Annotated in this window: 15 protein-coding genes; 7 read left to right on the forward strand and 8 right to left on the reverse strand. The window is 71.8% G+C overall.

The window, feature by feature from the left end; all coding sequences use genetic code 11:
- Window positions 1–49 precede the first annotated feature (49 nt).
- Window positions 50–1,033, reverse strand: a complete 984-nt coding sequence (locus tag ACTJK8_RS09575; protein ID WP_012319673.1) for a YVTN family beta-propeller repeat protein — start codon at window positions 1,031–1,033, stop codon at window positions 50–52.
- Between the two features lie 121 nt (window positions 1,034–1,154).
- Window positions 1,155–2,426 carry an ABC transporter substrate-binding protein gene (locus tag ACTJK8_RS09580; RefSeq protein ID WP_024829745.1) on the reverse strand — a complete coding sequence of 424 codons (1,272 nt, stop codon included), beginning with the start codon at window positions 2,424–2,426 and terminating at the stop codon, window positions 1,155–1,157.
- A 186-nt stretch (window positions 2,427–2,612) separates the two neighbouring features.
- Between ACTJK8_RS09580 and ACTJK8_RS09585 the strand changes: the two genes are divergently transcribed.
- Genes ACTJK8_RS09585 through ACTJK8_RS09615 form a run of 7 tightly spaced genes read left to right on the forward strand, consistent with a single transcriptional unit; the run spans window position 2,613 to window position 8,103 of the window.
- Window positions 2,613–3,140, forward strand: coding sequence for a DUF3280 domain-containing protein (locus ACTJK8_RS09585; protein ID WP_029361187.1), 528 nt, complete (start codon window positions 2,613–2,615; stop codon window positions 3,138–3,140).
- A 27-nt stretch (window positions 3,141–3,167) separates the two neighbouring features.
- A complete protein-coding gene (locus tag ACTJK8_RS09590; protein ID WP_012319676.1) occupies window positions 3,168–3,869 on the forward strand; it encodes a (5-formylfuran-3-yl)methyl phosphate synthase in 702 nt (233 codons plus the stop codon).
- Window positions 3,866–4,441, forward strand: coding sequence for an amino acid kinase family protein (locus ACTJK8_RS09595; protein WP_012319677.1), 576 nt, complete (start codon window positions 3,866–3,868; stop codon window positions 4,439–4,441). The genes ACTJK8_RS09590 and ACTJK8_RS09595 overlap by 4 nt, the downstream gene beginning before the upstream one ends.
- On the forward strand, window positions 4,438–6,000 hold the full coding sequence (locus ACTJK8_RS09600) for a DUF6513 domain-containing protein (RefSeq protein WP_012319678.1): 1,563 nt from the start codon (window positions 4,438–4,440) through the stop codon (window positions 5,998–6,000). Before ACTJK8_RS09595 ends, ACTJK8_RS09600 begins: the two co-directional genes overlap by 4 nt.
- Before the next feature lie 4 nt (window positions 6,001–6,004).
- A complete protein-coding gene (locus ACTJK8_RS09605; RefSeq protein ID WP_012319679.1) occupies window positions 6,005–6,595 on the forward strand; it encodes a DUF447 domain-containing protein in 591 nt (196 codons plus the stop codon).
- Between the two features lie 21 nt (window positions 6,596–6,616).
- Window positions 6,617–7,150 carry an SRPBCC family protein gene (locus ACTJK8_RS09610; RefSeq protein ID WP_012319680.1) on the forward strand — a complete coding sequence of 178 codons (534 nt, stop codon included), beginning with the start codon at window positions 6,617–6,619 and terminating at the stop codon, window positions 7,148–7,150.
- Window positions 7,147–8,103: a YncE family protein gene (locus ACTJK8_RS09615; RefSeq protein ID WP_012319681.1), complete on the forward strand. Its 957-nt coding sequence runs from the start codon at window positions 7,147–7,149 to the stop codon at window positions 8,101–8,103. The genes ACTJK8_RS09610 and ACTJK8_RS09615 overlap by 4 nt, the downstream gene beginning before the upstream one ends.
- Window positions 8,104–8,106: 3 nt before the next feature.
- Here the strand turns inward: ACTJK8_RS09615 and ACTJK8_RS09620 are convergent, their stop codons facing one another.
- From ACTJK8_RS09620 to ACTJK8_RS09645, 6 genes are all read right to left on the reverse strand, one after another.
- Entirely contained in the window at window positions 8,107–8,307 is a 201-nt protein-coding gene (locus ACTJK8_RS09620; RefSeq protein WP_024829742.1) for a hypothetical protein, read from the reverse strand.
- A gap of 74 nt (window positions 8,308–8,381) precedes the next feature.
- Window positions 8,382–9,557, reverse strand: coding sequence for a poly(ethylene terephthalate) hydrolase family protein (locus tag ACTJK8_RS09625; RefSeq protein WP_012319683.1), 1,176 nt, complete (start codon window positions 9,555–9,557; stop codon window positions 8,382–8,384).
- 114 nt (window positions 9,558–9,671) lie between these two features.
- A complete protein-coding gene (locus ACTJK8_RS09630) occupies window positions 9,672–9,872 on the reverse strand; it encodes a hypothetical protein (RefSeq protein WP_012319684.1) in 201 nt (66 codons plus the stop codon).
- A gap of 78 nt (window positions 9,873–9,950) precedes the next feature.
- A complete protein-coding gene (locus ACTJK8_RS09635) occupies window positions 9,951–10,406 on the reverse strand; it encodes a response regulator (RefSeq protein WP_012319685.1) in 456 nt (151 codons plus the stop codon).
- Window positions 10,407–10,596: 190 nt separating this feature from the next.
- Window positions 10,597–11,469: a dienelactone hydrolase family protein gene (locus ACTJK8_RS09640; protein ID WP_012319686.1), complete on the reverse strand. Its 873-nt coding sequence runs from the start codon at window positions 11,467–11,469 to the stop codon at window positions 10,597–10,599.
- Window positions 11,470–11,549: 80 nt separating this feature from the next.
- On the reverse strand, window positions 11,550–11,954 hold the full coding sequence (locus tag ACTJK8_RS09645) for a hypothetical protein (RefSeq protein WP_012319687.1): 405 nt from the start codon (window positions 11,952–11,954) through the stop codon (window positions 11,550–11,552).
- Window positions 11,955–12,019: the final 65 nt, after the last annotated feature.

The raw sequence follows: 12,019 nt of genomic DNA on the forward strand, positions 1-12,019 counted from the left end.
GCCGCTTCGCGCGCGGCCGTCCTCGCTTGGCGCCCGGAGGTCGCGCGGATCAGTTCGGCGAGATCGCCACGCCCCAGGGCAGGAGCCCGACCGGGATGCTCTTCACCACCTTCTCGGCGGCCACGTCGATCACCGAGACGTCGTTGGAGGTGCCGTTCGTGGTGAACAGCTGCTTCTGGTCCGGCGTGAAGGCCAGCTGCCAGACGCGCTGGCCGACCGGCAGGTACTTCTCGACCGCGTAGGTCTTGGCGTCGATCACGGCGACGCGGTTCGCCGGCCCGAGCGCCACGAAGGCCTTGGTACCGTCCTTGGTGATCCGGATCCCCACCGGCTGGATCGCCTCGTCGTTCACGCTCGGGATCTTGAAGGTGATCTTCTTGATCACGCGGCGCTGGGCGACGTCGATCACGCTCACCGTGCCGCCGACCTCCGCCGAGACCCACAGGTACTTGCCGTCGGCGGTGAACTCGGCGAAGCGCGGCCGGGCGTCGACCAGCACGTTGTCGATGACCTGGAAGGTCTTGGTGTCGATGAAGTGGGCCATGTTGGTCGTCTCGGAGGTGTTGACGAGGATCTTCCCGTCCGGCGACAGGCCCATCCCCTCCGGCTCGACGCCCACCGGCACCTCGGCGAGCACCTTGTTCTTCTCGATGTCGATGATCGTGACCTGGCTGTCGTCCTCGTTGGCCACGTAGAGCGGGTTTCCGGAGGCGTCGAGGATGAACTGCTCCGGATCCGGCCCGGAGCGCAGCGAGCGCACCACCTTGCCGGTGCTCGTGTCGAGCACGTCGATCCGGTCGTCGTCGCTCGCGCAGACGAACAGCTCCTTGCCGTCCTTGGAGACGGTCACGCCGCGCGGGCGCCGCCCGACCTTCCACGTCGCCGTCACGGCCATCGTGGCGGTGTCGATGACGCTGACCGAGTTGCCCTTCTCGTTGGTGACATAGGCGGTGAAGGCCGCGGCCGGCCCGCACAGGGCGAACCACGCACCGAGGGCGACCCCAGTCAGACATGCCTCGACGCGGCGGCTCATACGACTTCCTTCCCTTGCGACGGCCCGGCGTCCTGGACGGACATTCTCGGGGGACGTTTGTAGTGCGATTCCCGCGCGTTGCGAGGGCCCTGGCCGCTCGCCATCGCCGCAGGCCCCGGGCTCACTTGAACTTGCAGGTGGTCTCCGGGAGGTCGACGCCCAGCGTGTCGAGGGGCGTGCGCTGGTGCAGGAACCCCTGCTCGGGCGCGACGGAGACCAGCGCCTTGGGCTGCACCACGATGATTGCCTGGCGGAGTTGGTGGTCCCAGGGCCGGAAGCTCAGGGGCACGCCCTTGTAGGCCGGCAGCGTGAAGGCGGGCTCGACGAGGTACGGGGCGATCACGGCGGGGTCGTTGGTCTTCTTGGCCGTCACGGCCTCGCCCACCGTCCGCACCGCCGCCCAGACCTGGTAGTCGAGCGGGCGCATCAGCCGCGAGGCGAGCCGCCGGAACCGGTTCTGGGCCTGCGCGGCGCCCCAGGTCTCCAGCACGGGCGACCAGGTCGTCGGCGTCAGCGCCTGGGTGCCGCCGACGGGCCGCGGGTCGACGGTGCGGTAGGGAACGTAGTCGCCCCAGTCGCCCTCCTCGTCGGCCACGATGGCCATGTCGTAGTCGAGGCCCCGGGTGAAGACCATGGCCTCCGCCCGGGTCGGCGTGTCGCCGCGCGCCTTGGCGAGGGGACCGAAGGTCCAGGGCTTCTCGGCGGTGATCTTCAGCGCGAACTTCCGCGCCGAGTTGCGCATCGCGTCGGCGTAGGCCTTGTCGGCGTCCGTCGGGCCGACGATCAGGAAGAGCTTCCGCCAGCGCATCACCGTGAGGTACTGCGCCAGGGCGTCCGTCAGCATGGCCCGCGACGGCAGGATGTGGAACACGTTGGCGCGGCACTCGGCGCCGCGCAGGCGGTCGTCGGGCGCCCCAGCGTTGAGGACGACCGCGCCGGAATCCTTGACGGCGTCGGCCACGGCCAGGACGGCGTCGGCGGGCAGTGCCAGGACCAGGTAGCGCACGCCCTTGCCGATCAGATCCTTGGCGGCCGCCACGGCGTCCGGCCTGTCGTCGGTCAGGGCGACCTCGTCGAGGACGTAGGTCTGCTTGGTGAAGCGGCCGGTGGTGTTGTTGTCGGTGATGCCCATCTTGGCGCCGGCCAGGCCCTCGTCCTCCGGCGCCGCCTCGGCATCGTACGAGGAGGGCGCGGGCTGCGGCCGGTAGATCAGGCCGATACGGGTCTCGAGCGCCTGCGGAGCGGCGGGCTGGGCCGGTTGCGCCGCCGCGGCCGGGGCCGGATCCTCGGCCCGCGCCGCCGCCGGAGCGAGGGCCAGCGCGACGGCGGCGGCGCGCAGCCAGGACGGGCGCGTCGTGGGCCGGAGGGCCGTGTCGGGTGCAGGATGGTGCATGTGGGCGGCCTCTATCAGCTTCCGCTCAGGCCGCTCAACCGCGGCGTGTCGTCCCGACGTTCACGTTACCGTCGTGGGATAGGCGGGCGCGGAAGTACATTGCCAAATTGTCCCTTCGCCCGACCTATGGCGGGAACGATGCCGCCGCCTCGGGCGGTCGAACGCCTCGAGAGGAAGCTCCCGCCGATGCGCCACACGTCTCTCCGCGCCGCGCTCGCCTGCAGCGTCGTCGCCCTGTGGGCCGCCCTGCCCGGTGCGGCCAGCGCCGGCGAGAAGGCCGCCGTGTTCCCGGTCGAGCTGTTCGATCCCGGCGCCTCCTACGGCACCCGGACGCGGCCGGTGGATGCCCGGAAACTGACCCTCGTCACCGACGAGCTCCGCAACGCCCTGCGCGACAAGGCCGGGCTGGAGATCGTCGACACCGCGCCCAAGGCCGACGTCGTGGCGAAGGAGGGCCCGCTGTTCAAATGCAACGGGTGCGCGGCGGACATCGCCAAGAGCCTGGGTGCGGACTTCGTCGTGACCGGTTATGTGGAGAAGGGGTCCGGTCAGATCTTCAACCTGAGCGTCTCGATCGCCGAGGCCGATACCGGCAAGGTGGTGCGCGGCGGGCAGGTGACGATCCGGGCCGACACCGACGATACCTGGGCGCACGCGATGCGTTGGGTGGTGAAGAACCGCCTGCTCGCCGAGCCGCTGCCCGGGAAGTCATGAGACCGCCCGTTCAAGTCCGAGTGTTTCGTGTCCGCGTCCTCCATCCCGCAACACCCACTGCCCCGGCTCCTCGTCAGCGTCCGCGACCCGGCCGAGGCCGAGGCCGCCCGCCTCGCCGGCGCCGACCTGATCGACGCCAAGGATCCGGAGCGCGGGGCGCTCGGCGCCCTGGATGAGGACATCGTGCGTGAGATCGTCGCCCGGGTGTCCGGCGGTGCCGCGACGAGCGCGGTGGCCGATCCGGCGGCCGAGTCCGTCGCCGCCCTGGCGCGGACCGGCGTCGACTGGGTGAAGGTCGGCCTCGCGCCGGCCGAGCTCCGGGACGCGTCGGCCCTGGCGGATCGGGTCGCGGCCGCGCCGGGCCGGCTGATCGCCGTGCTGTTCGCCGAGGACGGGCCGGCGGCCCGGCACGTGCCCGCCCTCGCGGCGGCCGGCTTCGCCGGCGCCATGATCGACACCGCCGGCAAGACCGGCGCCCGCCTGCCGGATCTCGCCGCGCCCTCCGATCTCTCGGCCTTCACCGCCGCCTGCCGGGCGCACGGCCTGATGAGCGGCCTCGCCGGGTCGCTCCGGGTGATCGACATTCCGGGCCTCTGCGCGCACCGGCCGGATTACCTCGGCTTCCGCGGCGGCCTGTGCCGGGATTTCGACCGCCGCAACGGCATCGATCCCCTGCGCGTGGCCGAGGCGCTGCGCGCCCTGCGTCCGAGCCGGCAGGACGCGGCGTGACCACCGTCGTCAAGATCGGCGGCAGCCTCGAGGCGGATCCGCATCGCCGCCGCGCCCTGCTGGAGGCGATCGGCGACGGCGCGCACGGTCGCTGCATCGTGGTGCCGGGCGGCGGCGCCTTCGCGGACGCCGTCCGGGCCGCGCAGGCGCGGGAGCGCTTCGGCGACGCCGAGGCCCATCGCCGGGCGCTCGACGCCATGAGCGACGCGGCCGGCATCTTCCGCGGGATCGAGCCGCGGCTGGTGCAGAGCCTGGAGCCCTGGGCGGAGGCCGCGCCCGCGCGGATCCGGATCTGGAACCCGCGCGCGCTCCGGGCCGGCCACCCGGACATTCCTGAGACGTGGGACGTCACCTCGGACAGCCTCGCCCTCTGGCTCGCCGCGCGGGTCCGGGCGGAGCGCTGCGCCCTGGTGAAATCCGTCGACGCGCCGCCGGGCCTCGACCCGGCCGCGCTGGCGCGGGACGGGATCGTGGACGCTGCCTTCCCCGGCTTCGCGGCGGGATACGGGGGGACGATCGAGATCTGGGGACCGCACCGCCGCGTCGCGGTCGAAACGAGGGCCGCCGCGTGAGCACCCCCGAGCACATCGTCTTCGTGACCGGCCGTCTCGCCCGGGCGCGGCTCGAGAAGGTCGCGGCGGGGCTCCCTCAGACGCTGCGCTGGAGCATCGCGGATGCGGGGGTGAAGGTCGCGGCGCTGATGACCGAGGAGATCATCCGCAGGCGGGTCGTCCTGCCCGAGGGCGCCACGCGGATCGTCCTGCCGGGCCGGTGCCGGGCGAATCCCGAGCATCTCGCGGCGCATTTCGGCGTCCCGGTCGAGCGCGGACCCGACGAGGTGGTCGACCTGCCGGCCTGGCTCGGCCTGACCGCCCGCAAGGTCGACCTGTCCCGGCACGACCTCCGGATCTTCTCGGAGATCGTGGACGCGTCGAAGATGAGCGTCGACCAGATCCTCGCCAAGGGGCTCGATCTCGCCGGGCGCGGCGCGGACGTCATCGATCTCGGCGGGCTGCCCGATACCCCGTTCCCGCACCTCGAGGATTCCGTGCGCGCGCTGAAGGGCGCCGGCCTGAAGGTCAGCGTCGATTCCTTCTCGAGCGAGGAACTGGTCCGGGGCGCCGGCGCCGGCGCCGATTTCCTGCTGAGCCTGAACGAGGAGACCCTTGATCTCGCCTTCGAGACCGACGCGGTGCCGATCCTCGTGCCGATGCGGCCCGACGACCTGCCCTCCCTCGATCGGGCGATCGAGCGCATGCTCAAGGCGGGGCGTCCGTTCATGGCGGACCCGATCCTCGAGCCGATCCACCACGGCTTCGTCGACTCGATCGCGCGCTACCGCGACACCCGCGCCCGCTGGCCCGATATCGACATGATGATGGGCACCGGCAACCTGACCGAGCTGACCGAGGCCGACTCCCTCGGCGTCACCGCGCTGCTCGTCGGCATGTGCTCGGAACTGTCGATCCGCAACGCGCTGATCGTGCAGGTCTCCAACCACACCCGCCGCACCGTCGAGGAGCACGACGCCGCCCGGCGGGTCATGTACGCGGCAAAAGCCGATTCGGCGCTGCCGAAGGGCTACGGCCGGGCGCTGCTCGCCCTCCACGACAAGCGCCCGTTCGTGCAGACCGCCGACGAGATCGCCCAGGCGGCCGCCGAGGTGCGCGACCCGAATTACCGGATCGTGATCGCCGAGGACGGGATCCACCTCTACAACCGCGACATCCACAGGGTCGGCACCGACGCGATGGCCTTCTTCCCCGAACTCGACGTCGCGAGCGACGGCGCCCACGCCTTCTACCTCGGCGCCGAACTCGCCAAGGCCGAGACGGCGTGGCGCCTCGGCAAGCGCTACGTCCAGGACGAGGCGCTCGACTGGGGCTGCGCGGCCGACGCCGATGTCGAGGATGCCACCGCCTTCAAGAAGGCCGGCCATACCCGCCATTCCGGACCCGACGCGCCGGCGCCCGGCACGCGCGACGCCCGCCTGGTCGGGCCCGAGGCCGGCGCGACCGCGCCCGAGACGATCCCGGACGGCGAGGCGCGCGCCGCGGTCGCGCCCGAGGGCCCGCAGGACCCGCCGGCCAAGCTGGTCTGCGGGCGTCTCGTCCCCGCCGACAAGGCGTGAGGCCATGCCGCTGATCCTCGAGACCGTCGTCACGACCCTGTCCCCGTCGGGGGAGCTGCACCTCGTCCCGTTCGGGCTGATCGGCGAGGCGGAGGGCTACGTCCTCGCGCCGTTCCGGCCGTCGCCGACCATCGCCAACCTGGAGGCCAATCCCTGCTTCGCGGCCTCGAGCCCGCGCGACATCCGGGTGATCGCCGGCGCGGTGACGGGCCGGCGCGAATGGCCGACGCTGCCGTGCGCGGCGATCGAGGGCCGCCGCCTCGCCGACAGTTTCGGCCACGCGGAGTTCGCGGTCGCCTCCGTCGAGGCCCACGAGACCCGGCCGCGCTTCCGCGGCCGGATGGTCCACAGCGCCGCGCACGCGCCGTTCATCGGCTATAACCGCGCGCAGGCGGCCGTCCTGGAGGCCGCCATTCTTTCGACCCGGCTCCACATGCTGGAGCCCGAGAAGGTGTTGACGGAGATGGCCTACCTCGCCATCGCCATCGGCAAGACCGCGGGACCGCGCGAGCGCGAGGCCTGGGGTTGGATCGAGGACAAGGTCGCGGCGGCGCTCGGCCCCGAGGCGCGCGTCCTTGATCGCGACGACCGCTGAGGGCGGGAGGAGAAGGACAAGATGAAGAAAATCACCCTGGCCCTGGCGGCCACGGCGGCCCTGGTGGCGGCGACCGCGCAGGCCCACGGGCCGACCCGGCGCAAGATCACCGAGTCGATCGAGATCAACGCCCCCGCCGACAAGGTCTGGGCCGTGGTCGGCGACCTGAAGAATGCCGACTGGATGCAGAACGTGACCAAGACCGAGCTGACCGGCGACCCGGCCGGCAAGTTCAAGCGCGTGCTGACGCTCAAGAACGGAAACCAGATCTCCGAGACCAGCAACAAGTACAAGCCGGAGGACAAGATGTTCTCCTACTACATCGACAAAGTTGACGTGAAGGATCTTCCGGCGAACGACTATTCGGCGACGATCACGGTCGAGCCCGAGGGCAACGCCAAGTCGAAGGTCGAGTGGAAGGCCGCCTTCTATCGCGGCTACATGAACAACGATCCGCCGCCGGATCTGAACGACGAGGCCTCCGAGAAGGGCGTGGGCGACTGGATCAAGGCGAGCCTCGCCAACCTGAAGGCCAAGGTCGAGAAGGGCTCGTGAGCCCGGCTCGGGGCCGCGCGGCCCTCGCCGCCGGCCTCGTCCTCGTCGCGACCGCCTCCCGGGCCGAACCGGCCCGGGAGGCCATCGTCACCGCCCAGCTCGGCGGCGCGGTCGAGATCGTCGATCTGGCCGCCGGGACGGTGGTGCGCCGCATCCCCGTCGACGGCGCCCCGGCCGGGATCGCGCTGTCGCCCGATCGCCGGCGCGCCTACGTCACGCGCCCGGAAGGGCACGGTCTCGCCATCCTCGACCTCGATGTCGGCAAGGTCCTGGCCGAGGTGCCGCTGCCCGGCGGCCCGCTCGGCGTCGCGGCCGACCCGCGCGGCGGCACGGTCTACGTCGCCGACTGGTACGGGCACCGCCTGTTCGTGCTGACCGAGCGCGACGGGGCGCTGGTCCCGGACGGCGAGATCGCGGTGGGCGCCTCGCCCTCGGGAATCGCCGTCAGCCCCGACGGGGCGACGCTCTACGTCGCCAACCGCGAGGCCGACACGGTCTCGGTCGTCGACGCGGCGACCCGTCGGGAGACCAAGGTCATCCCGGTGGGGCAGCATCCGTTCGGCATCACGCTCGATGCCGCGGCGGCGCGCGCCTACACGGCCAACGTCACCGGCGACGACGTCTCCGTCCTGGATCTCCGGACGGGGCGGGAGATCGGCCGCGTCCCGACCGGCCGCCGCCCCTACGTCATCGCCCTCGCGGGAGGGCGCGGCTTCGTCACGGACCAGTATGCCGGCAGCGTCACGGCCTTCGATCTCGCCACGCTCAAGCCCATCGCGGACGTCGATGTCGGCGACCATCCGGAAGGGATCGCGGCGGATTCCGACGGCCGCCTCTACGTCGCCAACTGGGGCGACAACACGCTGAGCATCCTCGACTCGAAGACGCTCAAGGTGCTGGCGACCATCCCGACCGGCAACGGCCCCCGCTCGTTCGGCGCGTTCCTGCGCTGAGCGTCAGCCCGGGTGGCGCCGGGGTGCCCGACGGTAGGCCGCGCGGGCCACCAGGAGCGCGCCGCCGACCTGCAGCAAGCCGCTCTCGCCGAGATCCGAGGGGGCGACATGCGCCTGGATCAGCAGCCGTGTCAGCGCGTTCAGGGTGAGCAGCGTCAGGCAGAAGGCGGCCGCGGCGAGCAGGCTGGCGACGAACTCGGGCATGATCTCCCTCCCGTGTCGGACGGGGGGAGATTAGCAAGCCGCGCGCCAAGGCCAAGCTGTCGCGGTCGCCGATCTCAGCGCTTGCGGCCGGCGGGTGCGGGTGCCGGCGTCCCGGCCTGCGCGGCCGGCGTGGGCCGCGGCGTCTCGACGGCGAGCCGCTTCACCGGCCAACCGTCGCTCCAGCGCTCCATGTCGGCGAGGCGCGGATTGTTCTTCAGCGCCGTCGCGTCCGACCCGGCGAAGGCGGCGGCGGCGGCGAGATCGAAGGTCTTCCAGAACCCGAGGTAATCGAGCGCGTCGACCCGGGCGAGGTTGATCTGCGAGACCAGGGTCTGCTGCTCGCCGGACAGCGCCATGTCGGCGGACCAGCGGAACGGCGGCGGCTTCGCGGCGTCCTTGGGCGCGTCCTTCGGCTCCGGGCCCGGCTTGATGGCACCGCCGTCGTAGGCGGTGTCGACCCCCGCGGGGGCTGCCAGGGTCGCCGTCAGGGCCGGGAAGCCGTGGTCGTCCGAGAGGGCCCGCACGAAGAGCTTGCGCTCCAGCGGCACGGCGCTCGCCTCGCGCAGGAGGCGCTTCGCCGCGAGATCGGCGGCCCGGGTGTCCTTGTCGCCGACCATGGTCACGAGCAGCGTGGCGGGATCGATCGCCGACAGGTCGGTGAGGGCGATACCGCGGGATTTCGGCCCGCTGGCGATGCCGCCGGGCGTGACCGCGAAGATCAGCTTCGGAACCGGCAGCCCCTGCGCCTTGGCGGCGGCCGCAAGATCCATGGCGAGCGGCGCCCCGGCCAGGTGGCCGATCATCGCGACGCGGCCGAGGTCGGGCTTCGCCTCGCCGTCCGTCGAGATCTCGGCGAGGGCCGCCTTGACCAGGGACTCGGCGATGGCGGGCGCGTCGGCCGGACGGGTCCGGTTCACCTCTTGGAACCGCGGGTAGAGGACGAGCCAGCCCTGGCGCGCGAGATGGTCGATCCAGCCGCCGTAGCTCTGCGGATTGACCGCACCCCACCCGTGCAGAAAGATCGCGACCGGCCGCCCCGCCTCGGGGGCCGCGCCCGCGGCGTAGAACGCGTAGGTGGAGGCCGTGCCGCGGCCGAGAAGCCGCTTGGTCACCGTCGCCTTGCGGTCACCGACACCGCCCGCACCGTCGGCGGGCTGGGCCGGCGGGGTCGCCGCCTGAACGGACACCAGACCGGCCAGGGTCATGATCGCGGCGGCTGTGAACGATCCGCGAAGGACTGAGAGACGCATCCAGGACTCGACTGAGAGACGCACTGCGTCGGCAGGTCAGAAAGCGCTGAATAGCAGATTCTCTCGTCTTGGCGACCCGCTGTCCCAGTCTCCCGTCAAGCTCGGCGGTGGGACCTAGGCGTGGCCGCAGGCCGACGGACCCGCGCGGTCGAGCCGCTGCGCGAGGGCCGCCAACTCGGCCGGGATGTCGCCATCCGCGGCGCCGTAGACCGTGAGCAGACCTTCGCGAACCGTGTCGAGAACGGCGGATTCCACCGTATCCCGCGCGCCGGGCCGGCGGAGAGAATCGGCATGGTTGGCTGAGACGATCTTCATGGCGGCGTCGTGGATCAGTTGTACTGCGCAAGTCCGGGCGCGGCGCGCACCGGAGTGGCGTACAACTGTGGGGCCGCGTCAGGTTTCCAGACCGGACGGGATTATTTTGCCCCCCGGTCCGATAACGGACGGTCCGGACCCGGTGGAGGGCCGCCCCGCGGCCTGCTCCACCCAGGCGAGAATGTCCTCGGCGCGCCAGGGCTTCGGGATGAAGGTGGCGGAGACGCGAAGGTCGCTCGGCTGGTCGCCCGCATCGCCCGAAGTCAGCAGGACCCGCACGCGCGGCCAGGTGACGCCGATGATCCGCGCGAGCTCGAAGCCGCCGATCGGCCCGGGGGTGCGAACGTCCGAAAAGACGACGCTGACTTCGTCGGCGCGATCGTTGAGGATGGCCAGGGCGCGGTCGGCGGTCTCGGCCTCGATCACCGTGAAGCCGGTATCCTCCAGCAGCGTGGCCGCGAGGAAGCGCTCGTCGGGCTGGTCCTCCACGACGAGGATCACGGGCTTCTGGCCAGGCTGTACCGAATCGCTCATGGACCAGGACACTCTACAGGGGCTGAACGGCGGTCGCTTCGATCGGTTCAACGCCCGAGCGCCGCGAAGGGCCAGACCCGCGCGGGCACAGATCCTCCTTGGATCCTTGCACGATTGTGAAGTTGTGGCCGTGTCTTGGGTAACACAGCCGTCCCGGAACGCGCTCGATCGGGCGTCCTGAGGCGTCTATTCAGCCGACGCCGTGCGATTTCAGGAAGGCCAGCGCGCGCGCCCAGCCATCCTCCGCGGCCTCGCGCCGGTAGCTCGGACGGTAATCCGCGTGGAAGCCGTGCGGCGCCTCCGGGTAGATCACGAGCTCGACACTCTTGCCCGCCGCCTTGGCGCGGTCGCGCGCCTCCTCGACCGCCGCCACGGGGATCCCGGCATCGGCCCCGCCGTAGAGGGCGAGGAGCGGGGCGTGGATCTCGGCCGCCACGTCTCCGGCGGTGCGCGGCTGGATGTCGGTCCGCTCGCCGCCGATCGGTCCGTACCAGGCCACGGCCGCCTTCAGGTCGCGACGATGGGCCGCGTAGAGCCACGCGTCGCGCCCGCCGCGGCACCAGCCCATGACGCCCAGACGGTTCGGGTCGCCCTTCGCCGCGGAGGCCGCCCAGGCCACCGTCGCGTCGAGATCGCCGATCCACTGCGCGTCCGGCGTCTTCGCGATGACGTCCCGGATGATCTGCTTGGGATCCGACATGGTCGAGAGGTCGCCCTGGCGGGCGTAGAGCTCGGGGGCCACGGCGCAGTAACCGGCCTTCGCGAGCCGGCGACAGATGTCCTTGATGTAGTCGTGGACGCCGAAGATCTCCTCGATCACCAGGACGATCGGGAACGGGCCCGCGCCCTCCGGAACCGCCCGGTAGGCCGGCATCGGGCCGTCCGCAGCCGGGATCTTCACCTCGCCGGCCTCGATGCCCGCACTGTCCGTGTGGATCACCTGGGCCTCGACGCGGGTGGTCGCGAGCGTCAGGCCGCTCATCAGGCTCGTCATCACGAAGCCTCGCCGCGACAGGGGCGGCGTGATCAGCCCGTCGAGTCCGGCCCGGTCGTGATCCGCCATGGTGCTCTCTCCCTCGGTTCGAGGATGAGGGCTACCCGCGCGCGGCGGCCCGGGTCAAATCGCCCGCCGTTACCGGGCCGTCAGGCCCCGGCAGCCGCCAGGGCCCGGACCGGCCGCGGGGCCGGAGCGCGCACGGGCGCGGCGATCTCGCGCGGCTTCAGCATGTCGCCCAGGCTGACGAAGGTCTCGGCGGCCGGGGCGACCACGGCGCGGATGCCGTAGCCCAGCGCGAAGGACCGGATCAGCTCGGCGTCCCGCTGGATGCCGAACCGGTCGAGGGCCGCGAGGAACGCCTCGCGGAACAGGCTCGGCCGGCACCAGCGCTTCTCGGCCATCTGAAGCGGCCAGTCCCACAGGCCCTCGGATCGGCGCATCGCCAGCGCCGTGCGGGCGATGAAATAGCCGGTCTCGCGGTGCTCGATCCCGTCCGCCTGCACCGACCAGTCGTCGTTGCCGAACAGTTCGACCTCAGCCGCGTTGCCCATCGGGTCCTCCGCCCTGCACCAGCCTTCCGGCGCACCGGAACATTGCCGGAACACTGGCGCGGAAT

The sequence above is a fragment of the Methylobacterium sp. 22177 genome (genome assembly GCF_052045615.1).
GTDB classification, from domain to species: domain Bacteria; phylum Pseudomonadota; class Alphaproteobacteria; order Rhizobiales; family Beijerinckiaceae; genus Methylobacterium; species Methylobacterium radiotolerans.

Coding starts and splice junctions, on each gene's coding strand:
- ACTJK8_RS09575 (WP_012319673.1), bottom strand. CDS start 1,033: ATGAGCCGCCGCGTCGAGGCATGTCTGACTGGGGTCGCCCTCGGTGCG.
- ACTJK8_RS09580 (WP_024829745.1), bottom strand. CDS start 2,426: ATGCACCATCCTGCACCCGACACGGCCCTCCGGCCCACGACGCGCCCG.
- ACTJK8_RS09585 (WP_029361187.1), top strand. CDS start 2,613: ATGCGCCACACGTCTCTCCGCGCCGCGCTCGCCTGCAGCGTCGTCGCC.
- ACTJK8_RS09605 (WP_012319679.1), top strand. CDS start 6,005: ATGCCGCTGATCCTCGAGACCGTCGTCACGACCCTGTCCCCGTCGGGG.
- ACTJK8_RS09610 (WP_012319680.1), top strand. CDS start 6,617: ATGAAGAAAATCACCCTGGCCCTGGCGGCCACGGCGGCCCTGGTGGCG.
- ACTJK8_RS09620 (WP_024829742.1), bottom strand. CDS start 8,307: ATGCCCGAGTTCGTCGCCAGCCTGCTCGCCGCGGCCGCCTTCTGCCTG.
- ACTJK8_RS09625 (WP_012319683.1), bottom strand. CDS start 9,557: ATGCGTCTCTCAGTCCTTCGCGGATCGTTCACAGCCGCCGCGATCATG.
- ACTJK8_RS09630 (WP_012319684.1), bottom strand. CDS start 9,872: ATGAAGATCGTCTCAGCCAACCATGCCGATTCTCTCCGCCGGCCCGGC.
- ACTJK8_RS09635 (WP_012319685.1), bottom strand. CDS start 10,406: ATGAGCGATTCGGTACAGCCTGGCCAGAAGCCCGTGATCCTCGTCGTG.
- ACTJK8_RS09640 (WP_012319686.1), bottom strand. CDS start 11,469: ATGGCGGATCACGACCGGGCCGGACTCGACGGGCTGATCACGCCGCCC.
- ACTJK8_RS09645 (WP_012319687.1), bottom strand. CDS start 11,954: ATGGGCAACGCGGCTGAGGTCGAACTGTTCGGCAACGACGACTGGTCG.